We start from the raw sequence: 25,027 nt of genomic DNA on the forward strand, positions 1-25,027 counted from the left end.
CGAAAAGAGGTAGCATGGTGGCCGGTCCCACGACAAGCGCGAAGGAGGACGCCCGGTGCTGGAGCTGTCGATCCTGGGCTTCCTGTACGGAAAGCCGCTGCACGGGTACGAGCTCAAGGAGCGCATCCAGGGCCTGAGCGGCCACGTCCGCCCGGTCAGCGACGGCGCCCTCTACCCGGCGATCACCCGCCTCGTGAAGAGCGGCCTCGTCGACAGCCGTACGGAGCCCGGCGCGAGCGCCGCCCCGCGCCGCACGCTCTCGCTCACCCCCGAGGGACGCCAGGAGCTGCTCGCCCGGCTGCGCGCCCCCAAGGACGCCGAGATCACCGACGGCCAGCGCTTCTTCACCCTGCTCGCCTTCCTCGGCCATCTCCCCGACCCGGCGGACCAGGCGGCCGTGCTCCGCCGCCGCCAGGCGTTCCTCACCGCCCCGGCCAGCTTCTTCTACGAGGGCGGGACCCCGGTGCGCGCCGAGGAGGAGCCCGACCTCTTCCGCCGGGGCATGCTGCGGATCGCCCGCGCGACGGGCACGGAGGAGAAGGCATGGCTGACGGAGGCCCTCGCCGAACTGGACGCGCGCGCGGAGCGCGTCAGCCGAGCCGCTCCCCCAGGTACGTCCGCCACGCGGCCGTGAACTCTTCGGGCGTGGTCTCCAGGACCTCCTGGAGCGCCTTCTCCACCGCCCCCTCCCGGCCCGGGTGCGCCCCCACCGCGCGGTAGAACTCCGTCAGCTCCCGCTCGCCCCAGCGCTCCGCGATGAGCGCACAGGCGAGCCAGCCGCCCTCGTAGGCCCGGGCGAGCCCCTCCGCGTCGCCGCCGAAGCCGAAGTCCGCGTCTTCCGGGAGCCGGGCGGGCAGCTCGCCGGCGCGGACCGCGCGGGCGAGCTCGGGCGCCGCCTGGGCGGGTGTCCGGCCGGTGCCCCGGTAGGCGGCCCAGTCGGCGAAGCCCTCGGAGAGCCAGACCGGGGTGGACGCGGAGGTGTGGGCCCGGGTGGCGACATGGACCGTCTCGTGGGTGAGGACCAGCTGCCGACCGAAGGAGCCGAGGACGCCGTACGCCTCGGGGTTGACGATGACCCGGTCCGCGGGCGCGTCCGCCCCGCCCGCCGTCTCCCCCGTGGTGACGGCCGCGATGCCCCGGTAGGAGCTGCCCGGCGCTCCGAGGAGCCCGCCCATCCCGTCCAGCGAGCCGGGGACGAGGACGACGACCGCGTCGGCCCAGTCCGAGGGCCAGGCCCGGCTCACGACCGGGACCGCCCGGTCGGCCGCCGCCGCGATCTCCCGGAGCCGCTCCGGGTCCTGGCCGACGCCGAGGACCAGCGAACGGGAGCCCCGGACGGTCCGTACGTCCCCCTGCTCCCACAGCTGCCGCGGCGCGCCCTCCGCGGGCCGGTCACCGGTCACGTACCAGCGCCCGTCCCGCTCGGCCAGGTCGAGGACGCGGCCGCTGTTCGCGAAGCCGGTGTCGTGGTCCGTGAGCCGGTGTCCGAGCTCGGCGCGGACGGTCGCCCGGCCCTCGCCGGTGCGTTCGACGCCGGTGACCCGGTACCGCCAGGCGTCGAGCGGCACCTCCCCGAGCCGCCGGAACAGGGTCAGGGCCGTCGGCGCGTACGCGGGGTCGAGGGCGGCCCGGAAGGCGGCCTCGTCGCGGTCGAGGAGCGCCCTGGCGTGCGCGTCGAGGAGCGCCTGTATCTCCCGGGACACCACGGCCGCGGCCGGGCCTCCGGTGCCGCCCGGCGAGCAGCCGGCGAGCGCCGTGAGCGTGAACAGGAGGGCGAGCAGGCAGGCCACGGCCCGTCGCCGCGCTCCACGCCCCTGACCTGCCACGCCTCCGATCGTACGGTCGGACCGGGCGGTGCCGCTTCCGGTCCGGCGGGATCGGCGCCCCGCCCCGGGCTCAGACCCGCGTCACCGTGACGTTCGACATCATGTTCACCGGGTCGTAGCGGACCCGCGCACCCGGATAGGGCGCGTGGATGACCTGGCCGTTGCCCGCGTAGATGCCCACGTGGCTGGCGTCGCCGCGGTACGTGACCAGGTCGCCGGGCTGCGCCTGCGAGAGCGGCACCTGCCGGCCCGCGTGCCGCTGCGCGGAGGAGGTGCGCGGGAGGCTGATCCCGGCCTGCCGGTACGACCAGACCACCAGGCCCGAGCAGTCGAAGCCGGTGGGCCCGGTCGCCCCCCACACGTACGGCTTGCCGATCGCGCTGCGGGCGGCGAGCACGGCGGCGGAGGCCCGGGAGGAGCCGACAGGGACGTCGGCGAGGGGCGGCAGCTCCTCCGCGCGCCCGCCGGAGCGGGAGGCGCGGTCGTAGTCGGCGCGCTCCGCGACGGTGAGGGAGGCGAGGAGGCGGCGGGCCTCGGCGAGCTTGCGCTCGACGGCGCGCTTGTGACGGGCGACGTCGGCCCTGCTGCGCTCCAGCTCGGCGAGGACGATGCGCGCCTCGTCCCGCTTCTGGTTCAGCCGGCGCTGCTCCCGCCGCAGTTCGCCGAGCGCGGCGCCCTGTCGGGCGGTGACGCGGTCGAGGGCGGAGGCACGCTCCAGGTAGCTGTCCGGGTCGGAGGAGAGCAGCAGCGCGAGGGCGGGGTCGATGCCGCCGGAGCGGTACTGGGCCCCGGCGACCGAGCCGAGGGCGCCGCGCATGTGGTTGATGCGGTCCTGGCCCCGGGCGAGTCCGTCCTGCGCCCGGGAGACCGTCCTGCGCAGCGCGTCCGCCTTCTCGTCCGCCTGGTTGTAGCCCTCGGTGGCCTTCTCGGCCTCCTCGAAGAGGCGGTCGACCGTGGCCTTGGTGGCGGCACTGCCACCGGTCCCCGGGTCGGCGCTCGCGGGGACGGCCCCGAGGGACGCCGCCGCGGTGGCCGCGGCGGCCGCGGTGAGGACGGTGACCCTCGCGGGTCGGCGGTGGGACGCCACTGATCGGGCTCCGTTCGGCTCGACGCAGACTGAGGCGGCAGACAGTAGCCGCTGATCACGTCGCGTCCAACGAAGGCGCCGGGCACACAAAGTGACGCCCCGCCGGAGAACACAGGTCACCGGCGGGGCGTCAGGTCAGCGCGGGTCCGGACGAACCACCCGTTCGGGCGGCATGTCCGGGAGGGGCGTGTCAGCCGGCGATGCGGACGCCGAACTGGAACGTGCCCATGTAGCTCATCGACTCGTAGCGCACGCTGGCGCCCGGCTTGGGAGCGTGGAGGATCGTGTTGTTGCCCGCGTACAGACCCACGTGCGACAGGCCGTTGAAGAAGACCAGGTCGCCCGGCTTGAGCTGGCTGCGGCCGATCTTCGTGCCGTCGTTCTGCTGGGTGTAGGTGGTGCGGGTGAGGCCGGCGCCGGCCTGGCCGTAGGCCCACTGGGTCAGGCCGGAGCAGTCGTACGCGTTGGGCCCCTCGGCGCCGGAGACGTACGGCTTGCCGACCTGGGTGGCGGCGGCGGCGAGCGCGGCGGCGCCGAGACCGCTCGCGGGGGCCTCGTTGCCGAGGTCGACGCGCTGGTTGGCGGCGCGGCTGGCGCGCTGCTCCTTCGCCCGCTCCTCCTGCTCCAGCTTGGCCTTCTCCTCCGCCGTGAGGGTGTTGAGGAGCTTCTGGGCCTCGGCGAGCTTGCCCTGGTACTTCTTCTTCTTCGCACCGAGGGTCTTGCGGACGTCCTCGAGGTCGGCGAGCTTCGTCGTCGCCTCGGCGCGCTGCTGCGCGAGGGTCCGCTGCTTGGCCTGGATCGAGGTGAGCACGTCGGCCTGCTGGGCGCTCAGCTGGTCGATCGCGGACGCCTTGTCGAGGTAGGTGTCCGGGTCGGCGGAGAGGAAGAGCTGGAGCGCCGGGTCGATGCCGCCGGAGCGGTACTGAGCGCTGGCGACCGAACCGATCTGGTCGCGCAGGGTGTTGAGCTCCTGCTGACCGCGGGCCACCTTGTCCTGGAGGTTCCCGATCTCGTCCTGCAGCTTGCCCCGGCGCTCTTCGGCCTGGTTGTACTGCTCCGTGGCCTCTTCGGCCTCGTGGTGCAGCTCGTCGACCTTCGACTTGACCTCGTCGATCTTGGGCTTGGGGGCCGCCTGCGCTCCCTGGGCGGAGAGGGCGACGGCCGCGGCCGCGGCCGCGGTGAGCACGGTCACACGGGCCCGGCTCGGCTGCTTGGGTCGACGGTGGGACGCCACGAAGGCGGTCTCCTTCTTCCTCAGAGCCGCCCGACCGGTTGAGAGGCAGGCGGTTCCTCCGCCGCCACCCCGGATGAGTGATCGACCGTGCGAAGGTTCGACCCCTGACCCTAGTGACCAAGTTGTGATCAGTTCAAATCCCACCGGCAAAAATATCGCTCGCGCAGCACTTTGTTCACACGCACCACACGGCCAGTGATGGCCACTTGACGGTACGCCACCCACAATTCGGGCATAACGCCCAGGAGTTACGAGGTCCCTACGAGAGGCGCGAAAGCCGCTTCAGCAACAAGGCGGACGCCACCGGTCGCGCCCCCGCCTTCGCGACCCCGTCGGCCACCTCGCGGTCGGTGGAGACCACGACCACGGGCCGCCCGGGCGGCTCGGCCCGGACCAGCTGACGGATCAACTCGTCCGCCGTGACGCCGGGCTTGGAGAACAGCACCCGCACCCCGCGCGGCGGCGCGAGCAGCACCGGGGCCGCCAGCTCCGCCCCGTCGAAGACACAGGTGACCTCGGCGCCCGAACGGGCCGCGAGAGCCGAGAGGCTCCCCAGGAGGCGCAGCCGCTGCTTCTCCAACGGCATCGTCGGATAACCGGTCTTGGTGACGTTGTACCCGTCGACGACGAGATGGGCCTGCGGCAGCGCGAGCAGCTGGTCCAGCAGGGCCGGGTCGGTCTCGGAGAGCGCCCGCGCCGCGATGTCCTTCGGGGACATCCGGCCCGGCTCCACGGCGTCCACGGTGTCCGCCGGGTGCACGGAGACGGGCGGCAGCGCGAGTTCGCGACGGAGCCCCTGGGCGGCGTCGAGCACGGTGTCGAGCAGCAGCCGCAGCCGCATGTCCTCCACCGAGCGGCCCTCACGGGCGGTCCTGCGACTCGCCTCCAGGGCCGCCTCGACCTCGCCGAGCCGGGCCTTGAGCCGCCGGCTCTCACTCTCGGCGGCCGACACCTGGGCCGCCGCCTCCGCCCGCGCCGCGTCGATCTCGCCCTGGGCGCGGCGCATCGCGGCCTCGCCGCGCTTCACGTCGCTCTGGGCGCTGCGCAGCTTGCGATGAAGCGATTCCGCTTCCTTCCGGGCGGCCTCCAGGTCGTGGCGCAGCTGCTCCGTCTCGCCGCGCGAGCGGTCCCTCGCGGTGGCGAGCTCCTCGCGGAGCCGCTCCAGTTCGCGCCGCCCGGCCTCGTCGGCCCGCTCGGCGTCCGCCCGCTGGGCCTCCTCGCCCGCGGCGGCCACGAGCTTGACCCAGCCGACCGGACGCAGCACATAGGCGGCCGCGGCCACGTCGACCGGGTCCGCGGCGGCGGGCGGGGTGCCCGTCTCGACGGCTCCGGCCAGTTCGGGCTGGGCCTGCTTGAAGCGCTCGCCGATCCGCTGCCGGAACAGCGGATCGCTCTCCAGGGCCGCCGCCATCGCGTTGCCGGCGAACTTGGCCCGCCGGCTCGCGGTGAAGCGGGCGTACTGCCGCAGGGGGCCGGGCAGCTCCGCGACGGTCAGCCCGCCGAAGGCGTCGGCGACCAGCGCGACGACCCTCCGACGTACACCTTCCGTCAGTGGGTGTTCGAGCGTCTCGGCAGCGTCACCTGCCGCGCCGGCCGGCTCTCCACCGTGCGCGGGCTGCTCCACGATCCGTCACCCCTATGTCGTCCGCGCCGTCCCTCAGGAGGCGGCGCCCGGCCTGTCCACCAGTTCGATCTGGTCCACCGCGTTGCACCAGCGGCAGCGGACCGACTCGATGGTCTCACTGACCACCTGCCGCTCCTCGACCGTCGGCTCGCCCGCGAGGTCCAGATGGACGTACTCCACGACCTTCGAGGAGCGGGTCACGTCGAACCGGGTCAGGTTGCCGCAGAGCGTGCAGCGCCAGCGGGTCTCGTCGGTCGGCAGGGGAACCGTCGTCATCGGTCCGTCCTTCTTCCTGTCGTGTGGTGCCAGGTGCGGGAGCCGCGGTGCGCCGTCGAACCGCTGTCGTACTGCCCGTTACCCTACGGCCTCCCCGGTACACCGGAGCACGGCGAGGCACTCTGTCCAGTTCGGCACCGGTACGCCATGATCTGTCCATGATCGACTGGCGAGCGGCGGCCCTCGGTGCCTGGCGCGGCACCCGCGGCGGCCCCACGGTGACCTACGGCCTGATCGCCGCCTGCTGTCTGCTCTTCGCGGTGAGCCCGGTCTCCGGCCTCAACCCGGTGTACGGCACGGGCGACGCGCTCCTCGCGGCCCAGAGCACGTACTTCCGCCGCTGGGGCGTGGTCCCCGCCGAGCTGATGAGCGGCGAACCCCGCGCCCTGCTCACCCCGTTCACCGCGCTCTTCGTCCACGGCAGCTGGCTCCACCTGCTGGGGAACATGCTCTTCCTCTACGTCTTCGGCGCCATGGCCGAGGAACGCATGGGCCCGGTCGGCTTCGCCCTCTTCTACCTGGGCACCGGCTACCTCGCCCTCGTCGGGTACGCGGTGGCGCACGCGAACAGCGAGCAGACGCTGGTCGGGGCGTCGGGGGCGATCTCCGGGGTGCTCGGGGCCTTCCTCTTCCTCTTCCCGCGCTCCCGGGTGACCAGCCTCTTCCCCTTCCTCTTCTTCCTGCCGCTGCGCTTTCCCGCCTGGATCGTGCTGATCTTCTGGTTCGTGCTCCAGTGGCTGGCGGCGCGGGCGGCGGGACCGGGCCCCGGCGTCGCCTATCTCTCCCATGTGGTGGGCTTCTCCGTCGGCTTCCTGTACGCCTGGGGCCGCTACCGGGGTGGGGATAGAGTGAAGGCACCAGCCGCGGCGACCGAGGGAGAAAGCCAGCCGTGATCACCGCGATCGTGCTCATCAAGACCAGCGTGGACCGCATCCCCGAGATCGCCGAGTCGATCGCCTCGCTCGACAGCGTCAGCGAGGTCTTCTCGGTGACCGGCACCTACGACCTGATCGCCATGGTGCGGGTGTCGCGCCACGACGACCTGGCGGACGTGATCCCCGGAAGCATCAGCAAGATCCCCGGCGTCGAGGCCACGGACACGCACGTGGCGTTCCGCACCTACTCCCAGCACGATCTGGAGGCGGCCTTCGCCATCGGCCTGGAGTCCTGAGGCCGCGCACACGCACAGATGAAGGGGGTCTCCCGATCGGGAGGCCCCCTTCACCCGTACGAGTGAGTGATCAGCCGCGGTCCGGGACGCAGCGGCCGTCCTCGGTGCGGTACTTCCACTGCGCGCCGTCCCGGACGAGCTCCTTCACGGCGCCGACGAACCGCTCCACGTGCTCGTCCGGCGTACCGGCGCCGAAGCTCACCCGGATGGCGTTGAGCGAGCGCTCGCCGGGGGCGGCCTCGGGCGCGCCGCACTCGCCCGGGTCCTGCGGGTCGCTGCCGAGGAGCGTGCGGACCAGCGGGTGGGCGCAGAAGAGGCCGTCGCGGACGCCGATGCCGTACTCGGCGGAGAGCGCGGCGGCGAAGTGGGAGCTGTTCCAGCCCTCCACGACGAAGGAGATGACGCCGACGCGCGGCGCGTCGTCGCCGAAGAGCGAGAGGACCCGCACCTCGGGAACCTCGGCGAGTCCCGCGCGGACGGTGTCGATCAGGTGCCGCTCACGGGCGACGAGCTGGTCGAAGCCGGCCTCGGTGAGCGCCTTGCAGGCGGAGGCGATGGAGTAGACGCCGATGACGTTCGGGGAGCCGGCCTCGTGGCGGGCCGCGGTGGTGTGCCACTCCACGTCCACGCCGCCGTCGGCGCGGCGCGCCACCTTGCGGGAGGCACCGCCGCCGGCGAGGTAGGGCTCGGCCTCCTGGAGCCAGTCGGAGCGGCCCGCGAGGACGCCCGAGCCGAAGGGCGCGTACAGCTTGTGCCCGGAGAAGGCGACCCAGTCCACGTCCAGTTCCCGCACGGAGACGGGGTGGTGGGGCGCGAGCTGGGCGGCGTCGAGGACGATCCGGGCGCCGTGGGCGTGGGCGGCGGCGGCGAGCTCCTTCACCGGCCACAGCTCACCGGTGACGTTGGAGGCGCCGGTGACGCAGACGAGGGCGGGGCCGTGAGGGTCGCGGTCGGCGAGGGCGCGCTCCAGGGTCTCGACGGCCTGGGCGGGGGTGCGGGGCGCGTTGAGGTAGGTGACGCGGGCGTCCTGCCACGGGAGGAGGGAGGCGTGGTGCTCGGTCTCGAAGACGAAGACCTCACAGCCGGCCGGGACGGTCCGGGCGAGCAGGTTGAGCGAGTCGGTGGTGGAGCGGGTGAAGACGACCTGGTCGCCGGGGCGGCAGTCGAGGAACTCGGCGACGGTGGCGCGGCTGTTCTCGAAGAGGTCGGTGGAGAGCTGGGAGAGGTAGCCGGCGCCGCGGTGGACGCTGCCGTAGTAGGGGGCGTAGGCGGCGACGTCGTCCCAGACCCGCTGGAGCGCCGGGGCGCTGGCGGCGTAGTCGAGGGCCGCGTAGGTCACTTCGCCGCCGGTGACGAGGGGGACGGTGACGTCCCGGCCGAGCACCGGCAGCGGGGCGGCGCAGCAGGGGTCGGCGGACTCCGCGGCGGAGACGGCGGTGGTGGCGGTGGCGGTGTTCGGGCATGCGGACATGGCGGTATCTCCCGGCGGGCGGTGCGGAATGGCTTCAAAGGGGGCCGTACGCGGCCGGGAGGCGGCGGGGTACGGGTGATGCCTCGGGGACGTCGGGAGCGCACACGGGTACGCGGAAGTGACCCTGTTCCGAGGGTGAAGAAGGGGCGGATTCGCCCTATCGCATTCGCTTGCTCACGGAAAACGCTCCTCGAGAGACCAGGACCCCTGGTGTGTCGAGGGGTCCGCGCTTGCCGTGGACCTTGCTGTCCACGGCCTGGTCTTCACCCGGGGCACCCCGCCACGGACGGAGGGTTGCCGGACAGCAAGCCGGGGCTTCGTAGCTGTCACTCATGACCTGGCATGCATCCTGCCACATGATCACCGAAGCGCAAGACCCCGGTCCGCATACTGGACCGGGGCCTCGGGGTCGACTACGCGTTGCTGGCAGCGATCCAGCGCTCCAGGGCCCGGCCGGCCGCCCCGGAGTCGATCGACTCGGCGGCCTTCTCGATTCCGGCCCGCAGCTGCTCCGCGAGGGTGCCGCCACCCGGCTCCAGGGCCGTCAGCGCCGCCGCCGAGTTGAGCAGCACCGCGTCCCGTACGGGTCCGGGCTCCCCGGCGAGGAGCCGTCGGGCGACGTCGGCGTTGTACGAGGCGTCGGCGCCGCGCAGGGCCTCCACCGGCACGATCCCGATGCCCACGTCCCGGGGGTCGAAGGCCTCCTCCCGCACCGCGCCGTCCCGGACGACCCAGACCCGCGAGGTGGCCGTGGTGGTCAGCTCGTCGAGGCCGTCGTCGCCGCGGAAGACGAGCGCGGAGGAGCCGCGGTCCGCGAGGACCCCGGCGACGATCGGGGCCATCCGGGGGTCGGCGACACCGGTCGCCTGGGCCCTGACCCGGGCGGGGTTGGTGAGCGGGCCCAGGAAGTTGAAGACGGTCCGGATGCCCAGCTCCTTGCGGGCCGTCGCGACGTGCCGCAGCGCGGGGTGGAACTTCACCGCGAAGCAGAAGGTGATGCCCGCCTCCTCCGCGACCTCGACGACCCTCTTCGGGGTCAGCTGCAGGTTGACGCCGAGCTTCTCCAGGACGTCGGAGGCGCCGGACGCGGAGGACGCCGCCCGGTTGCCGTGCTTGACGACCTTGGCCCCGGTGCCGGCGACGACGATGGCCGACATGGTGGAGATGTTGACGGTCTTGGCCCCGTCGCCGCCGGTGCCGACGATGTCGACGGAGGGGCCGGGCACCTCGATCGTGTTGGCGTGCTCGTACATGGTCCGGACGAGACCGGTGATCTCCTCCACGGTCTCGCCCTTGGCGCGCAGGGCGACGACGAAGCCGGCGATCTGGGCGTCGGTGGCCTCGCCGCGGAGGATGCGGTCCATCGCCCAGGCCGTGTCGTCGGCGCTCTGGTCGCGGCCGGAGAGAAGACCGTCCAGGACGACGGGCCAGGAGCGGCCCGCCGCGAAGTCGCCTCCAGCGGGGTGCACAGCGCTCATGGCCGCTCCTCTTGTCTGCTCTGCACGTAACAGGTAACGACACTCACCCTATCGACCCTCGGGGACGGCGAAGAGCCCCGTCCATCGAATGGACGGGGCTCTCACCGTGGCGACCTGCATCAGGGGAAGGTCAGGGGATCAGTGGTGGCCGTGGCCGCTCTGGATCTCCTTGTACTCCTCGACGGTGGGCTTGGCGACCTGGTTGTCCGCGCCGTAGTAGCCCTTGTTGAGCTTGACCCGGAGCTTCTCCAGCGCGCCGATCTTGCGCTCCACGCCGTTCTCGTCCACGGCCGGCGGCAGCTCCGCCGCCTCGTACTGCTCGTGCGCCGTGAGGCGGTGCAGCTCGCCCTGGCTGAGCGGCTCGTGGACCTCGACGAACTCACCGTGCGGCAGGCGCTTGATGATGCCCGACTCGCGGCCGTGCAGCACCTTGTCCTTGTCCCGGCGCTGGAGGCCGAGGCAGATCCGCTTGGTGACGATGAACGCGATGACCGGGCCGACGAAGAAGAAGATCCGTACGAACCAGGTGATCGAGTTGATCGACAGGTGGAAGTGGGTGGCCCAGAGGTCGTTTCCACCACCGACGAGCATGATCATGTACGCGGTGATCCAGGCGACACCGAAGGCGGTGCGCGTCGGAGCGTTGCGCGGGCGCTGCGCGATGTGGTGCTCGCGCTTGTCGCCGGTGATCCACGACTCGATGAACGGGTAGACCGCGATGGCCGCCAGGACCGCCGGGAAGATCGCCAGCGGGATCATCACGCCCAGGACGAGCGTGTGGCCCCAGAGGTTGATCTCCCAGCCCGGCATGACACGGATCAGGCCTTCGGCGAAGCCCATGTACCAGTCGGGCTGGGCGCCGGTGGACACCTGGTCCGGGCGGTACGGGCCGAGCGCCCAGATCGGGTTGATCGAGGCGATCGCCGAGATGACCGCGATGACACCGAAGACCAGGAAGAAGAAGCCTCCGGCCTTCGCCATGTACACGGGCAGCAGCGGCATGCCGACGACGTTCTTGTTCGTGCGGCCGGGGCCCTCGTAGTGCGTGTGCTTGTGGACGACCACCAGGATGAGGTGGGCGACCACCAGGCCCAGCATGATGCCGGGCAGCAGGAGCACGTGCGCCGAGTAGAACCGGGCCACGAAGTCGCCGCCGGGGAACTCCCCGCCGAACAGGAACATCGAGAGGTAGGTGCCGACGATCGGCACCGACAGGATCGCGCCCTGCATGAAGCGGACACCGGTGCCGGAGAGCAGGTCGTCCGGGAGCGAGTAACCGGTGAAGCCGGTGAACATGCCCAGGAAGAACAGCAGGAAGCCGAACAGCCAGTTGATCTCACGCGGCTTGCGGAACGCGCCGGTGAAGAAGACACGCATCATGTGCACGAACATGCCGGCGAGGAAGATCAGCGCCGCCCAGTGGTGGATCTGCCGGATCAGCAGACCACCGCGCACCTCGAAGGAGATGTGCATGGTCGAGTTGAACGCCTCGGACATCAGCTGTCCCTGGAGCGGGACGTACGGTCCGACGTACTCCACCTCGTTCATCGACGGGTGGAAGAACATCGTCAGATAGACGCCCGTCAGGATGATGATGAGGAAGCTGTAGAGGCAGATCTCGCCCAGCATGAAGGACCAGTGGTCCGGGAAGATCTTCCGCATGTTGGCCTTGGCCAGCGTGTAGATCCCCAGGCGACCGTCGGCCCAGTCGGCGACCCGCTCACCGGCGGGCGCCTTCTTCGTCGTTTCGGTCACGGTGCTCATCCGCGCTCCCAGAAGGCAGGACCGACGGGCTCGTCGAAGTCGCCGAGCGCCTCCAGGAAGCCCTTGTCGTTCACGCCGATCCGCAGCTGCGGGAGGGCGTGACCGGCCGGGCCGAAGATGACGCGGGCGCCGTCGGAGAGGTCGAAGGTGGACTGGTGGCACGGGCACAGCACGTGATGCGTCTGCTGCTCGTACAGGGAGATCGGGCAACCCACGTGGGTGCAGATCTTCGAGAAGGCGACGACGCCGTCGTGCGACCACTCGAGCTCGCGCTTGTCCTTGATGTCCTCCGGCTGGATCCGGACGATCATCAGGGCGGCCTTGGCGATCTCGACCTGGAAGTCGTGGTCGTGCTCCGACATGCCCTCGGGCATCGCGAAGGTCAGCGAACCGACCGCGACGTCCTCGGGACGCAGCGGCTCGTGCGTGTTCATGTTGATCAGCTGCTTGCCGCGGGCCCACTTGGTGACCCGGAGCTTCTTCTCGGGCAGCGGACCCATGTCGCGCAGGAGCATCACGCCGGAGAGCGGGACGAGCGCCAGCGCACCGAACATCGTGTTGCGGATGAGCTTGCGGCGGCCGAAGCCGGACTCGGCGGCACCGGCCGCGAAGTCCGCCATGACCTGCGCCTTGACCTCGGGCGACGCCGCGATCGGGTGACGCTCGTCGGCGACCTCGACGTCGGACATCAGGGTGCGGGCCCAGTGGACCGCCCCCGCGCCGATGAAGAAGAGGGCGAGACCGAGGGTCCAGCCGAGGGCGAAGTTGAGCGAGGACACCCGGCCGAAGGGCCAGATGTACACGATCTGGTCGACCGGGAAGATCACGTACGAGGCGATGAAGCCGACGGTGGCCAGCATCGACAGCACGAACATGAAGGCGACCGCACGCTCGGACCGGCGGGCGGCCCGCTCGTCGATGTCCTGGATGCGCGGCTTGTGGGGCGGAAGGCCCGGGTCGGCGAACGGGTCGTCGGCGACCTTCACCGCGCCGTGCGCGGTGTCCTGCCCTGCCGGCAGGGTCTCTTCTGGAATCTCTTGGCTACTCATGACTTCTTGGCCTTAGCGGTGTGGGCCGCGACCCAGATGGCAACTGCGATCAGCGCACCCAGGCCGAAGACCCAGGCGAACAGGCCCTCGGAGACGGGGCCGAGGCCACCGAGCGAGAGACCGCCCGGGTTGTCGGCCTTCTCGCCGTTGACGGCCTGGACGTACGCGATGATGTCCTTCTTCTCCTGCTCCGGCATGGTCGTGTCCGGGAAGGAGGGCATGTTCTGCGGGCCGGTCTGCATGGCCTCGTAGAGGTGCTTCGGGCTCACGCCTTCGAGGCTCGGGGCGTACTTGCCGTTGCTCAGCGCGCCGCCCTCACCGGTGAAGTTGTGGCACTGGGCACAGTTGCTGCGGAACAGCTCGCCACCCTTGGCGATGTCGGCCCCGGCAGGGTTGTACTGGCTCTCGGTCGGCGTGATCGGGCCGGCACCGAGGGAAGCCACGTACGCCGCAAGCTGGTCGATCTCGGCCTGCGAGTAGATGTTCTTCTTCTTCGGGACCTGGGCACCCGGCTGCTGGGCCGGCATACGGCCCGTGGCGACCTGGAAGTCGACGGAGGCCGAGCCGACGCCGACCAGGGACGGGCCGTCAGAGGTGCCCTGACCGCCGGTTCCGTGGCAGCTGGCGCAGCCGACGGAGTAGAGCTTCTTGCCCTCCTCGATGGCGAGGGACTGGGCGGTTTCATCGGCCTTCGCCGTGCCCGCGGGCGCGAACGCGGCGTACAGCCCCCCAGTGGCCGCCAGCGCGAGTAGGAGGACGACGACCGCCGCCAGCGGATGGCGTCGTCGTGCGGAGAGCTTTTTCACGGATTACCCCGGTGTCAGGATCTTCTGCGTCGATGCTTGCTGGATGTCTCGGTCCGCCGTGCGGCGGCACCGAGTTACTTGATCATGTAGATCGTGGCGAAGAGGCCGATCCAGACGACATCGACGAAGTGCCAGTAGTAGGACACGACGATGGCGGCGGTTGCCTGCTCGTGGGTGAACCTCTTGGCGGCGTACGTCCGGCCGAGGACCAGCAGGAAGGCGATGAGACCGCCCGTCACGTGCAGGCCGTGGAAGCCGGTGGTCAGGTAGAACACCGAGCCGTACGGGTCCGACGAGAGCGAGAGGCCCTCGTGCTTGACCAGCTCCGTGTACTCGAAGACCTGGCCGCCGATGAAGATCGCACCCATCACGAACGTGATGATGAACCACGTCCTGAGCTTCTTCACGTCGCCCCGCTCGGCGGCGAACACGCCGAGCTGGCAGGTGAGGGAGGAGAGCACCAGGATCGTGGTGTTGGTCGCCGAGAACGGGAAGTTCAAGGCGTCGGCCTTTTCCGTCCAGAACTCGGGACCGGTCACCGATCGCAGGGTGAAGTACATCGCGAAGAGGGCCGCGAAGAACATCAGCTCGGAGCTCAACCAGATGATGGTTCCGACGCTGGTGAGGTTCGGTCGATTGACCGACGGGTGCGCGTGCCCTGTTTCTACTGTCGTTACTGTCGCCACGACCGACATTATGTCGGTCGCTTATCCCGCCCTCACTCCGGGGGGTGCCGTTCGGAGTGTCAGGGGGGCGTGTCCAGCCCGAACGGCCCATCGGAAGGCCCTTCGAACAGGTGCTGAACGGGTGTTGACGGGGTGTGGACCGGAGTAGCATCCCGCGCATCGATCGACGACCTTCCCACGGACTTCCCCACGGAGGAACGATGCAGTCGAGTGCCACGGTCCTGGTCTACAGCGACGACGCGAACACCCGCGCGCAGGTGCGCCTCGCCGCGGGGCGCAGGCCCGCGGCCGACGTCCCTCCGGTCGAGTTCGTGGAGTGCGCGACGCTGCCCGCGGTGCTGAAGCGCCTGGACGAGGGCGGTGTCGACGTCTGCGTCCTGGACGGCGAGGCGGTGCCCGCCGGCGGCATGGGCGTGTGCCGGCAGATCAAGGACGAGATCTTCCGCTGCCCGCCGGTGCTGCTGCTCATCGGGCGCCCACAGGACGCCTGGCTGGCCACCTGGAGCCGCGCGGACGCCGCGATCACCCTTCCGGTGGAACCGGTGGAGTTCGCGGCGTCCCTGGCGTCCCTGCTCCGTTCCCGGCTGTCCCTCGGCGCGTAGCCCGGAGGGGAGCCCTAGGGCGTGTTGCGAAAGTAGCGCCGGCCGCCCGAAGGGCGGGCCCGACGGCGTCTGGTGCGTGCGATCGCAAGGCGGAGGGTCGCCCCGATACTGGATGTATCGGGGTGATCCCGACAACGCGGCGAGCGTGCGTGCCAGGCGCCGTCGGGCAGGCGGGACTTTCGCAACACGCCCTAGAAGGAGAGGGGCCGCAGCCGGGCTCCGGCGTCCTCGGTGGCGGTCGGGTCCCCCGTCTCCGCCACCAGGGCGCTGCCCTTGCGCCACTTGTCCCACGGCAGGTTCCAGTCGCCGAAGCCGTTGCCGAAGGTGTCCATCGTGTTGCCGATGCTGTTGACGGTCTTCACGATGTCGCCGGGGCGGACGGTCTCGAAGAACCAGGCCGCGTTCCCGGTCGACATGCCGACGCAGCCGTGGCTGACGTTCGCCACGCCCTGAGAGCCGACGGACCAGGGCGCGGCGTGGACGTACTCGCCGCTCCACGTCACCCGGGTGGCGTAGTAGACCGGGAGGTCGTACGACTCCGCACTGCCTTCCGCGATGCCGACGCTGGTGCCCCGCATCCGGACGTAGTACTCCTTGCCGAGCACTACCTTGATGCCGTTACGGGTGGAGAAGCCCGGTTTGCCGGTGGTCACCGGAATGGTGTTGATCACTTCTCCGTTGCGCCGGACGGTCATGTAGTGCGTGCCGGCGTCCGCGACCGCCTCGATCCGGTCGCCGATGGACAGCTTCAGCGGCTTGGAGGCGCCGCCGTAGAGCTTGTCCCCCACCTTGAGGCCGTCCAGGTTGGCGACGGCCGTCACACGGGCGCCGGCGGGCCAGTACTCCTTCGGGCGGAAGTGCAGCTTCTTGTCGTCCACCCAGTACCAGGAGCCCTCGACGGCGGGGGTGGAGCGGACCTTGAGGGCCCGCTCGACGACCGCGCGGGCCGCTCTGTCCTTGACGGGGAGGCTGAGGTCGGCGGTGAGGGGCTGTCCGACGCCGTACGTGCCCGCCTCGGGCCCGAAGGTGACGGTCAGGGCCCGTTTGGCCGGTGCCGTCTCGAACGTGTACGTACGGGCGCCTGGGGCGCCGTCCTCGTCCTCGGTGGCCACCCGGACGGTGTAGCGCGCGCCGGCCGCCAGGGAGGCCGTGGAGCGCCAGCGCTGCCCGTCCGCGGTGAGTTCGCCCGCCAGGTGGCGTCCCGCGGCGTCGGTGACGGTGACGTCGGTGATCCGGCCGTCCTCGCCCTTGGCCGAGATCTCCAGGGGCTTCTCCGGATCCGCCTTGGTGTCGGCGTCCCCGGCGCTGATGGCGAGCTCGTCCGCCGCGTCGTAGGGCTTCACCGAGAGCGGATGGCCGTCGGAGCCCGCGCACGACGTGGCGGCCGCGGTGACGGTGACGGCCAGAAGAGTGCAGCTCAGAACAGTCCGAATGCGCGGCGTGTCGTTCATGACTTCACGCTAGGGACTGTCCTCGAAGGAGGCGCGCCGAGTGCGGCAAAAGAGGGGCCCGGACACTTCGTTGACGAAGTGTCCGGGCCCCTCGGGTGCTCCGGTGCGGAGCGGGGTACCGCTACTGCGCTGTGACTACTGGTTCTGGTTCTCGCCGCGGTAGAACTCGAAGACCCAGCCGAAGATGCCGACCAGGATCAGCGGGGCGGAGAAGTACATGATCCACCAGCCCATCGCGACGGCGAGGAAGGCGAGCGCACCGCCGACGGCCAGCGAGAGCGGCTGCCAGCTGTGCGGGGCGAAGAAGCCCAGCTCGCCGGCCTCGTCCGCGACGTCGGCCTCCTTGTTGTCCTGCGCCATCGCGTCGACACGCTTGGCCGTGAAGGCCAGGTAGTAGCCGATCATGATGGACAGGCCGAACGCGAGGAACAGCGCCGTCGTGCCGACCGGCTCCTTCGACCACACGCCGTACAGGATGGCCATGGCGAGGATGAAGACGCTCAGCCAGATGAACATCTTGCCCTGGATCTTCACTTGCCGGCCTCCTTGCCGCTCGTGAGGGCCTCGGCCACGTGCCCCTTGTTCTCCAGCTGGTCGACAGCGGCGATCTCAGGGTGGTGCAGGTCGAAGGCCGGGGACTCGGAGCGGATCCGCGGCAGCGTGAGGAAGTTGTGCCGCGGCGGCGGGCAGGAGGTCGCCCACTCGAGCGAGCGGCCGTAGCCCCACGGGTCGTCGACCTCGATCTTCTTACCGTACTTGGCGGTCTTCCAGACGTTGTAGAAGAACGGCAGGATCGACAGACCGAGCAGGAAGGACGAGATCGTCGAGATCGTGTTCAGCGCGGTGAAGCCGTCGGCGTCGAGGTAGTCCGCGTAACGACGCGGCATGCCCTCGGCACCGAGCCAGTGCTGCACCAGGAAGGTGCCGTGGAAGCCGATGAACAGCGTCCAGAACGTCATCTTGCCGAGCCGCTCGTCCAGCATCTTGCCCGTGAACTTCGGCCACCAGAAGTGGAAGCCCGCGAACATCGCGAAGACCACGGTGCCGAAGACGACGTAGTGGAAGTGCGCGACGACGAAGTACGAGTCGGAGACGTGGAAGTCCATGGGCGGCGAGGCCAGGATGACGCCCGTCAGACCACCGAAGGTGAAGGTGATCAGGAAGCCGATCGTCCAGAGCATCGGTGTCTCGAACGACAACGAGCCCTTCCACATCGTTCCGATCCAGTTGAAGAACTTCACGCCGGTGGGTACGGCGATGAGGAACGTCATGAAGGAGAAGAACGGTAGGAGCACACCGCCTGTGACGTACATGTGGTGCGCCCACACGGTCACGGACAGACCGGCGATCGCGATGGTCGCGGCCACCAGACCGATGTAGCCGAACATCGGCTTGCGGCTGAAGACCGGGATGACCTCGGAGACGATGCCGAAGAACGGCAGCGCGATGATGTACACCTCGGGGTGGCCGAAGAACCAGAAGAGGTGCTGCCAGAGCAGCGCTCCACCGTTGGCCGCGTCGAAGATGTGCGAGCCGAACTTGCGGTCCGCCTCCAGGGCGAACAGCGCGGCCGCCAGGACCGGGAACGCGAGCAGGACCAGGACACCGGTCAGCAGGACGTTCCAGGTGAAGATCGGCATGCGGAACATCGTCATGCCCGGAGCGCGCATGCAGATGATCGTGGTGATGAAGTTGACCGAACCGAGGATCGTGCCGAAGCCGGAGAAGGCCAGACCCATGATCCAGAGGTCGGCGCCGACACCCGGCGAGCGGACGGCGTCCGACAGCGGGGAGTAGGCGAACCAGCCGAAGTCGGCGGCGCCCTGCGGGGTGAGGAAGCCACCCACTGCCATGAGCGAGCCGAAGAGGTACAGCCAGTACGCGAACATGTTCAGCCGCGGGAACGCCACGTCGGGCGCGCCGATCTGCAGCGGCATGATCCAGTTCGCGAATCCGGCGAACAGCGGCGTCGCGAACATCAGCAGCATGATCGTGCCGTGCATCGTGAACGCCTGGTTGAACTGCTCGTTCGACATGATCTGCGTACCCGGACGGGCCAGCTCGGCGCGCATGAAGAGCGCCATGAGGCCGCCGATGCAGAAGAACGCGAACGACGTGACCAGGTACATCGTCCCGATCGTCTTGTGATCGGTGGTGGTCAGCCACTTGATCACGACGTTGCCGGGCTGCTTGCGCCGTACGGGCAGCTCGTTCTCGTACGAGTCCTCAGCTGCGGCGGCACCCTGGGTTTCGTTGTGGATGCTCACAGTTGGTTCTTCTCCGCATTCCTGGCCGGGTCCGTCTGCTCGATGCCAGACGGGATGTAGCCGGTCTGCCCCTTCTCGGCCAGCTCCTTCAGGTGCTGCTGGTAGCGCTCCGGAGAGACCACCTTGACGTTGAAGAGCATCCGGGAGTGGTCGACACCGCACAGCTCGGCGCACTTGCCGAGGAAGGTGCCCTCCTGGTTCGGAGTCACCTCGAAGACGTTGGTGTGACCCGGGATGACGTCCTGCTTGAACAGGAAGGGGACCACCCAGAAGGAGTGGATGACGTCACGGGAGGTCAGGACGAACCGGACCTTCTCACCCTTCGGCAGCCACAGGGTCGGGCCCGGGTTGCCGGTCTGCGGGTTCCGGTCACCGGGGATGCCGGCGTCGTAGACACCGCCGGCGTTCTCCGGGAACGCCTCGAGGAACTTGTCCGGGATCGAGGAGAGGTTCTTGTCCGTCTTGGCGTCGCCCTCGACACCCGGCACGTTCTCGACGTAGTTGAAGCCCCAGCTCCACTGGTAGCCGACCACGTTGATGGTGTGGGCGGGCTTGGGGGTGAGGCTGAGGAGCTTGGACTCGTCGCGCGCGGTGAAGTAGAAGAGCACCGAGACGATGATGAGCGGGGTGACCGTGTACAGCGCCTCGATGGGCATGTTGTAACGGGTCTGCGGAGGTACCTCGACCTTGGTCCTGGTGCGCCGGTGGAAGATGACGGACCAGAGGATCAGGCCCCACACCAGGATTCCGGTGATGAGCGCGGCGGCCCACGAGCCCTGCCACAGGGAGAGGATCATAGGAGCCTCTTCCGTGACGGGGGTGGGCATGCCAAGGCGGGGGAAGTCTTCCCAGTTGTACGAGCAGCCCGTGGCTGTCGCCAGGATCAGGCCCGCAGTCAGCACCTGCGGCAGCTTCCGCCGCATCGGGCGCCGCGACGAGCGGTCGGAGCCGTTGGGACTCACGTAGCGCCTTCCCGAGAGTCTCGGCCCGCAGTGGTCGGCCACGGCCGTCCGTCTCGCTGGTCGGTCGCCGCCCCGGCCGCGGGCAGGGGTTTGGATGTTTATGCGGACCAAACCCTACTGGACGCTATTTGGGGTCGCGCGGGGAGGGTGCCCAACGCGCCGTCCGAGTCCCCGAAGGGGTGGACTCCGGGGTTCCGGAGGGGGGTCCCGGACGCCCGTACGGCGGTCTGCCGTCCTGCGGGAAGGGCCTTCTGACGAGGGCTCACGGAAAGCGCACGGGTGTGCGGACGGCAGGCGAAGCGGAGGCGCGGGCCGGGCGCGTCGGGCGTGTCGGCCGGGCCCGGGACGGGGGTCGGCGCGGCGTGTCGGGGAGGGGCGGCCCTACCGTGGGCGGATGCCGTACTTCGACGCCGCGTCCGCCGCCCCCCTGCACCCCGTCGCCCGCCAGGCGCTGCTCGCCTCCCTGGACGAGGGCTGGGCCGATCCGGCCCGGCTGTACCGGGAGGGGAGGCGGGCCCGGCTCCTGCTGGACGCGGCGCGGGAGGCCGCGGCGGAGGCGGTGGGGTGCCGTGCGGACGAGCTCGTGTTCACTCCTTCGGGGACGCGCGCGGTTCACGCCGGGATCTCCGGGGCCCTCGCGGGGCGCCGGCGCGTCGGGAACGGGCTCGTCGTCTCGGCGGTCGAGCACTCCTCCGTACTGCACGCGGCCGAGCGGCACGTGGCGGCGGGCGGCACGGTGACCGAGGTGCCGGTGGGCCGGTCGGGCGCGGTGGACGCGGAGGCCTTCGCGGCGGCGCTGGAGGCGGGGACCGCCCTGGCGTGTCTCCAGTCGGCCAACCACGAGGTGGGGACCGAGCAGCCGGTCGCCGCGGTGGCCGACGCCTGCCGGGCGGCGGGGGTGCCGCTGCTCGTGGACGCGGCCCAGTCGCTGGGCTGGGGGCCGGTGGAGGGCGACTGGTCGCTGCTCGCGGCGAGCGCGCACAAATGGGGCGGCCCGGCGGGCGTGGGCCTCCTCGCCGTACGGAAGGGGGTGCGGTTCGCGCCCCAAGGGCCCGCGGACGAAAGGGAGTCGGGACGCGCGCCCGGCTTCGAGAACCTGCCGGCGATCGTGGCGGCGGCGGCCTCGCTGCGGGCGGTCCGGGCGGAGGCGGCGGCCGAGGCGGCGCGGCTGCGGGGCCTGGTGGACCGGATCCGGGCGCGGGTGCCGGAGCTGGTGCCGGACGTGGAGGTGGTGGGCGATCCGGTGACCCGGCTCCCCCATCTGGTCACGTTCTCCTGTCTCTATGTCGACGGAGAGACGCTGCTGCACGAGCTGGACCGGGAGGGTTTCTCCGTTTCGTCCGGTTCGTCGTGCACGAGTTCGACGCTGACGCCCAGCCATGTGCTGCGCGCGATGGGTGTGCTGAGCGAGGGGAACGTCCGGGTGTCGCTGCCGGCCGGCACCCCGGCGGAGGACGTGGACCGCTTCCTCGACGTGCTGCCGGGGGTGGTCGCGGGGGTACGGGAGCGGCTCGGCGCTCCGACGGCACCGGCGGCGGCGCCGACGGCGGGGGCCGGCGGGCTCATGGTGGACGCGCTGGGGCGGCGCTGCCCGATCCCGGTGATCGAGCTGGCGAAGGTGATCGGGGACGTCCCGGTCGGCGGGACGGTGACCGTCCTCGCCGACGACGCGGCGGCCCGTCTGGACATCCCGGCCTGGTGCGAGATGCGCGGCCAGGAGTACGTGGGCGAGGAGCCGTCCGAGCGGGGCGGCGTGGCGTACGTGGTGCGCCGGGTGGCCTGAGCCACCCGGCGCGTGCCGCAGAGGGGCGTCAGCCCAGGTGGGACTGGACCTCGGTGGCGGCCTCGTCGCCGTAGGCCTTGGTGAAGCGGTCCATGAAGTTGGCGCGGCGCAGGGTGTACTCCTGCGTGCCCAGGGTCTCGATGACGAGCGTGGCGAGCATGCAGCCGACCTGGGCGGCGCGCTCCAGGCCGACGCCCCAGTGCAGGCCCGTCAGGAAGCCGGCGCGGAAGGCGTCGCCGACGCCGGTCGGGTCGACCTTGGCCGTCTCCTCGGGGCAGCCGACCTCGATCGGGGTCTCGCCGACGCGCTCGATGCGGACGCCGCGCGAGCCGAGGGTGGTGATCCGGTGGCCGACGCGGGAGAGGATCTCCTCCTCGGTCCAGCCCGTCTTGGACTCGATGAGGCCCTTCTCGTACTCGTTGGAGAAGAGGTAGGTGGCCCCGTCGAGGAGGGTGCGGATCTCCTCGCCGTCCATGCGCGCGATCTGCTGCGAGAAGTCGGCGGCGAACGGGATCGACCGGGAGCGGCACTCCTCCGTGTGGCGGAGCATCGCCTCGGGGTCGTCGGCGCCGATCAGGACCAGGTCGAGGCCGCCCACACGGTCGGCGACGGCCTTGAGCTCGATCAGCCGGGCCTCGCTCATCGCGCCCGTGTAGAAGGAGCCGATCTGGTTGTGGTCCTGGTCCGTGGTGCAGACGAAGCGGGCCGTGTGCAGGACCTCGGAGATCCGCACGGAGGAGGTGTCGACGCCGTGGCGGTCGAGCCAGGCGCGGTACTCGTCGAAGTCGAAGCCGGCGGCGCCCACGAGGAGCGGGGCGCTGCCGAGCTGGCCCATGCCGAAGCAGATGTTGGCCGCGACGCCTCCCCGGCGCACGTCCAGGTTGTCGACGAGGAACGAGAGGGACACCGTGTGGAGCTGGTCGGCCACGAGCTGGTCGGCGAACCGGCCAGGGAAGGTCATGAGGTGGTCGGTGGCGATGGAGCCGGTGACTGCGATACGCACGGCGGGGTGCTCCTGCGGAAATCGATACGGCGCGCGAAGCGCTCGACTGAAGGGTGGTGGTGGGCGACGGGCGGGCGACAGTTCACGCTACCCGGTGGGGGCGGTCCTGCCGAACAGTGGAAACTACCCCAGAGTAGGCCTTTTCTCCGGAGTGCCCGGGTGCATACGGTGCGGCCATGACCACGTACCCCGCTCCTCGCGAGCGCCACGAGTCCGAGTTGAGCCTCGCCCAGCTGTGCGGCGACGGTGCTCGGATGGCCCCCCACTGGGTGTCCCCGGTCTCCCCCGCACCCGCCCCGGTCTCCCCCGCGCTGATCCACGGGGTCGTCGTCCCGGCGGCCTCCGCGCGGCTGATCGCCGCCACCGCGGAGTACGGCGGCTGACGGACGGAACCGTCCGCCGCTCCGCTCCGTCACACCCGTGTCCGGTCGATACGAGGGAGCGATGCGGTGAGCGGTACGGAGAACGGTCTGAGGCGGCGGAGGCTGCTCACCGCCTCGGTGGCGGCGGGTGTCCTCCTCGCCGGCGGCGGCGGGGTCTACCTCGCCATGGCCGCGACGGCGCCGGGCGAGTCCCGGACGAGCGGGACGGCCGACGCGGCAGCGCGGAGCGGGACGACCGAGACGCCTCGCGCGCCGGCGCCGCCGCTGTTGCGCCTGGAGAGCGGCGCGGACGGCGGCACGGGCATCGCCCCCGGCGAGCCCGACCCCGGAGGCGGCCCGAACGGGACCGTCTACACAGCCAAGGGCCCACTCCCCAAGGGGCCCTCCTCGGCCGCGGTCCACCGGCCCGAGGGCCTGGTCACCTCGGCGGAGGTGACCAGGCTGGCCGAAGCGCTGGGCATCTCCGGGAGCCCCGCCCTGGTCGGTGAGGTCTGGACGATCCGGCCGGAGAAGGACGGCTCGGGAGCGCGCCTCGACGTGGCGCGGAAGGCCCCGGGGAACTGGACGTACTCCTGGTACGACGGCGGACCGGCCGGCGACGCCTGCCTCAAGGGCAAGGCCTGTCCCCCACCGGGCGAGACGAAGCCCTCCCCCGGCGGTTCACCGGTGAGCGAGGCGGCGGCGAAGGCGGCCGCGGCGCCCGTCCTGAAGGCGATCGGCCAGGACGACGCCAAGGTGTCGGCGACCCAGGTGATGAACGGCTCGGTCCGGGTGGTGAACGCCGAGCCCGTGGTGGGCGGACTGCCGACCTACGGCTGGTCGACGGGGCTCCACATCGGGCCGGACGGCCGGCCGGTCGCCGGGAGCGGGATGCTCAAGGAGCCGGCGAAGGGCGCCACGTACCCGGTGATCGGGGCGGAGAAGGCGCTCGCCGCGCTGAACGAGGACTCCGAGGGCACCGGTCCGATCGGTATCGGCGGCTGTGCCACCGACCCGCCGGCCGGGGTGCCCGACGCGGGCCGGCCCGAGGCGACCGGGACGGACCTGCCGGATGTCGGCAGGCCGGACCTGGGCGAGCCGACGAGCGGGTCGAGCACGCCGGGCGGGCCCTGCGAGTCGATCGTGGAGATGGCGCCGCCGGACCAGGTGCCGGTGACGGGCGCGGTCTTCGGGCTGGCCGCGCAGGACGTGGCCGGTGAGCGGCAGCTCGTGCCGGCCTGGCTGTTCACGGCGGACCCCGCGGACGCGGCGCCGTACACGGTGACGCGGACGGCGGTGGTCCCGGAGTTCCTGGCACCCCCGGCGAAGCCCTCGCCCACGCCGACACCCACGCCCACGCCCGACGAGGGCACGTCCCCGGCGCGGCAGATCGAGTCGTACCGGACCGAGGACGACGGCCGGAAGCTGGCCGTCACCTTCTGGGGCGGGGTGTGCAGCGAGTACACGGTGACGGCGACGGAGAGCGCGGACCGGGTCACGCTGCGGGTGAAGGAGACGCCGATCGACCCGGGCAGGGCCTGCATCGCCATCGCGGTCGAGGTGAAGAAGACGGTGACGCTCGACGCGCCGCTGGGCGACCGGCCGGTCGTCGACGGGGCGAGCGGGGAGGCCGTGCCGCGCCGCTGACGGAGCCGCGCCGGCGAACGGCGCCGTAGATGCCGCGAGGGCGGCGGCCCGGGAGTCCCGGGCCGCCGCCCTCGCGTTTCGTGCGGGTGGTGCGACTTAGCTGAACGAGTCGCCGCAGGCGCAGGAGCCCGTGGCGTTCGGGTTGTCGATCGTGAAGCCCTGCTTCTCGATGGTGTCGACGAAGTCGATCGAGGCGCCACCGAGGTAGGGGGCGCTCATGCGGTCGGTGACGACCTTGACTCCGTCGAAGTCCTTCACGACATCGCCGTCGAGCGAACGCTCGTCGAAGAACAGCTGGTAACGCAGGCCGGAGCAGCCGCCGGGCTGAACGGCGACGCGCAGGGCCAGGTCCTCGCGGCCTTCCTGGTCGAGGAGGGCCTTGACCTTGGCCGCGGCGGCGTCGGACAGGAGGATGCCGTCGCTGACAGTGGTCTTCTCGTCCGATACGGACATCTGCTTCTCTCCCGGTGTGTACGGA

24 protein-coding genes and 1 riboswitch are annotated in these 25,027 nt (G+C 71.0%); of the genes, 7 read left to right on the forward strand and 17 right to left on the reverse strand.

Annotated features, from left to right (window positions below; translation table 11 throughout):
* The first annotated feature begins 55 nt into the window (after window positions 1-55).
* Window positions 56-634, forward strand: coding sequence for a PadR family transcriptional regulator (locus ACF08F_RS04680; protein WP_392297025.1), 579 nt, complete (start codon window positions 56-58; stop codon window positions 632-634).
* On the opposite strand, the gene ACF08F_RS04685 is transcribed toward ACF08F_RS04680, so the two are convergent.
* From ACF08F_RS04685 to ACF08F_RS04705, 5 genes are all read right to left on the reverse strand, one after another.
* On the reverse strand, window positions 591-1,826 hold the full coding sequence (locus ACF08F_RS04685; protein WP_392297026.1) for a hypothetical protein: 1,236 nt from the start codon (window positions 1,824-1,826) through the stop codon (window positions 591-593). The two genes, ACF08F_RS04680 and ACF08F_RS04685, sit on opposite strands and share 44 nt — an antisense overlap.
* 70 nt (window positions 1,827-1,896) lie before the next feature.
* On the reverse strand, window positions 1,897-2,913 hold the full coding sequence (locus ACF08F_RS04690) for an NlpC/P60 family protein (protein WP_392297027.1): 1,017 nt from the start codon (window positions 2,911-2,913) through the stop codon (window positions 1,897-1,899).
* Window positions 2,914-3,103: 190 nt separating this feature from the next.
* Window positions 3,104-4,147 (reverse strand): NlpC/P60 family protein, encoded by a 1,044-nt coding sequence (locus tag ACF08F_RS04695; protein WP_392297028.1) that lies wholly within the window; start codon window positions 4,145-4,147, stop codon window positions 3,104-3,106.
* Between the two features lie 259 nt (window positions 4,148-4,406).
* Window positions 4,407-5,771: an NYN domain-containing protein gene (locus tag ACF08F_RS04700; protein WP_392297029.1), complete on the reverse strand. Its 1,365-nt coding sequence runs from the start codon at window positions 5,769-5,771 to the stop codon at window positions 4,407-4,409.
* 33 nt (window positions 5,772-5,804) lie between these two features.
* Entirely contained in the window at window positions 5,805-6,047 is a 243-nt protein-coding gene (locus tag ACF08F_RS04705) for a hypothetical protein (RefSeq protein WP_309049699.1), read from the reverse strand.
* 158 nt (window positions 6,048-6,205) lie between these two features.
* Here ACF08F_RS04705 and ACF08F_RS04710 point away from each other — a divergent pair, with 158 nt between their 5' ends.
* Together ACF08F_RS04710 and ACF08F_RS04715 are read left to right on the forward strand one after the other, a co-directional pair.
* Window positions 6,206-6,940 carry a rhomboid family intramembrane serine protease gene (locus ACF08F_RS04710; protein ID WP_392297030.1) on the forward strand — a complete coding sequence of 245 codons (735 nt, stop codon included), beginning with the start codon at window positions 6,206-6,208 and terminating at the stop codon, window positions 6,938-6,940.
* Window positions 6,937-7,218 (forward strand): Lrp/AsnC family transcriptional regulator, encoded by a 282-nt coding sequence (locus ACF08F_RS04715; protein ID WP_055643999.1) that lies wholly within the window; start codon window positions 6,937-6,939, stop codon window positions 7,216-7,218. The genes ACF08F_RS04710 and ACF08F_RS04715 overlap by 4 nt, the downstream gene beginning before the upstream one ends.
* A gap of 70 nt (window positions 7,219-7,288) precedes the next feature.
* Here the strand turns inward: ACF08F_RS04715 and ACF08F_RS04720 are convergent, their stop codons facing one another.
* The 6 genes from ACF08F_RS04720 to ACF08F_RS04745 all read right to left on the reverse strand — a co-directional run bounded on the left by ACF08F_RS04720 (window position 7,289) and on the right by ACF08F_RS04745 (window position 14,481).
* Window positions 7,289-8,689 (reverse strand): aminotransferase class V-fold PLP-dependent enzyme, encoded by a 1,401-nt coding sequence (locus tag ACF08F_RS04720; RefSeq protein WP_392297031.1) that lies wholly within the window; start codon window positions 8,687-8,689, stop codon window positions 7,289-7,291.
* A 221-nt stretch (window positions 8,690-8,910) separates the two neighbouring features.
* Window positions 8,911-9,027: riboswitch (SAM riboswitch) on the reverse strand.
* Between the two features lie 75 nt (window positions 9,028-9,102).
* A complete protein-coding gene (gene trpD, locus ACF08F_RS04725; RefSeq protein WP_392297032.1) occupies window positions 9,103-10,167 on the reverse strand; it encodes an anthranilate phosphoribosyltransferase in 1,065 nt (354 codons plus the stop codon).
* Window positions 10,168-10,305: 138 nt separating this feature from the next.
* Complete coding sequence (locus tag ACF08F_RS04730) at window positions 10,306-11,931, reverse strand: cytochrome bc complex cytochrome b subunit (protein WP_392297033.1); 1,626 nt, start codon at window positions 11,929-11,931, stop codon at window positions 10,306-10,308.
* The gene (locus ACF08F_RS04735; protein WP_392297034.1) at window positions 11,928-12,980 is read right to left on the reverse strand and encodes a Rieske 2Fe-2S domain-containing protein; all 1,053 of its coding nucleotides are present in this window, start codon (window positions 12,978-12,980) and stop codon (window positions 11,928-11,930) included. Before ACF08F_RS04735 ends, ACF08F_RS04730 begins: the two co-directional genes overlap by 4 nt.
* Window positions 12,977-13,786 carry a c-type cytochrome gene (locus ACF08F_RS04740; RefSeq protein ID WP_392297035.1) on the reverse strand — a complete coding sequence of 270 codons (810 nt, stop codon included), beginning with the start codon at window positions 13,784-13,786 and terminating at the stop codon, window positions 12,977-12,979. Before ACF08F_RS04740 ends, ACF08F_RS04735 begins: the two co-directional genes overlap by 4 nt.
* Before the next feature lie 74 nt (window positions 13,787-13,860).
* Entirely contained in the window at window positions 13,861-14,481 is a 621-nt protein-coding gene (locus ACF08F_RS04745; protein ID WP_352189322.1) for a heme-copper oxidase subunit III, read from the reverse strand.
* A gap of 191 nt (window positions 14,482-14,672) precedes the next feature.
* On the opposite strand from ACF08F_RS04745, the gene ACF08F_RS04750 reads away from it, so the two are divergent.
* A complete protein-coding gene (locus ACF08F_RS04750) occupies window positions 14,673-15,074 on the forward strand; it encodes a hypothetical protein (protein WP_392297036.1) in 402 nt (133 codons plus the stop codon).
* A 191-nt stretch (window positions 15,075-15,265) separates the two neighbouring features.
* Here ACF08F_RS04750 and ACF08F_RS04755 read toward each other — a convergent pair whose 3' ends face one another.
* The 4 genes from ACF08F_RS04755 to coxB all read right to left on the reverse strand — a co-directional run bounded on the left by ACF08F_RS04755 (window position 15,266) and on the right by coxB (window position 19,754).
* Window positions 15,266-16,525, reverse strand: coding sequence for an Ig-like domain-containing protein (locus tag ACF08F_RS04755; protein ID WP_392297037.1), 1,260 nt, complete (start codon window positions 16,523-16,525; stop codon window positions 15,266-15,268).
* Between the two features lie 135 nt (window positions 16,526-16,660).
* A complete protein-coding gene (locus ACF08F_RS04760) occupies window positions 16,661-17,059 on the reverse strand; it encodes a cytochrome c oxidase subunit 4 (RefSeq protein WP_392297038.1) in 399 nt (132 codons plus the stop codon).
* Entirely contained in the window at window positions 17,056-18,792 is a 1,737-nt protein-coding gene (gene ctaD / locus ACF08F_RS04765) for a cytochrome c oxidase subunit I (RefSeq protein ID WP_392297039.1), read from the reverse strand. Before ctaD ends, ACF08F_RS04760 begins: the two co-directional genes overlap by 4 nt.
* The gene (gene coxB, locus ACF08F_RS04770; RefSeq protein WP_392297040.1) at window positions 18,789-19,754 is read right to left on the reverse strand and encodes a cytochrome c oxidase subunit II; all 966 of its coding nucleotides are present in this window, start codon (window positions 19,752-19,754) and stop codon (window positions 18,789-18,791) included. Before coxB ends, ctaD begins: the two co-directional genes overlap by 4 nt.
* A gap of 394 nt (window positions 19,755-20,148) precedes the next feature.
* Here coxB and ACF08F_RS04775 point away from each other — a divergent pair, with 394 nt between their 5' ends.
* Entirely contained in the window at window positions 20,149-21,537 is a 1,389-nt protein-coding gene (locus ACF08F_RS04775; protein ID WP_392297041.1) for a cysteine desulfurase/sulfurtransferase TusA family protein, read from the forward strand.
* 28 nt (window positions 21,538-21,565) lie between these two features.
* Here the strand turns inward: ACF08F_RS04775 and ACF08F_RS04780 are convergent, their stop codons facing one another.
* A complete protein-coding gene (locus ACF08F_RS04780; RefSeq protein ID WP_392297042.1) occupies window positions 21,566-22,540 on the reverse strand; it encodes a carbohydrate kinase family protein in 975 nt (324 codons plus the stop codon).
* Between the two features lie 176 nt (window positions 22,541-22,716).
* Here ACF08F_RS04780 and ACF08F_RS04785 point away from each other — a divergent pair, with 176 nt between their 5' ends.
* Together ACF08F_RS04785 and ACF08F_RS04790 are read left to right on the forward strand one after the other, a co-directional pair.
* A complete protein-coding gene (locus tag ACF08F_RS04785) occupies window positions 22,717-22,923 on the forward strand; it encodes a hypothetical protein (RefSeq protein ID WP_055643988.1) in 207 nt (68 codons plus the stop codon).
* 66 nt (window positions 22,924-22,989) lie between these two features.
* Window positions 22,990-24,549, forward strand: a complete 1,560-nt coding sequence (locus tag ACF08F_RS04790; RefSeq protein WP_392297043.1) for a hypothetical protein — start codon at window positions 22,990-22,992, stop codon at window positions 24,547-24,549.
* A 96-nt stretch (window positions 24,550-24,645) separates the two neighbouring features.
* On the opposite strand, the gene ACF08F_RS04795 is transcribed toward ACF08F_RS04790, so the two are convergent.
* Entirely contained in the window at window positions 24,646-25,002 is a 357-nt protein-coding gene (locus ACF08F_RS04795; RefSeq protein ID WP_015033024.1) for an iron-sulfur cluster assembly accessory protein, read from the reverse strand.
* Window positions 25,003-25,027: the final 25 nt, after the last annotated feature.

It is taken from the genome of Streptomyces sp. NPDC015130, from assembly GCF_043080005.1.
In the GTDB taxonomy this organism is placed as follows: Bacteria; Actinomycetota; Actinomycetes; order Streptomycetales; family Streptomycetaceae; genus Streptomyces.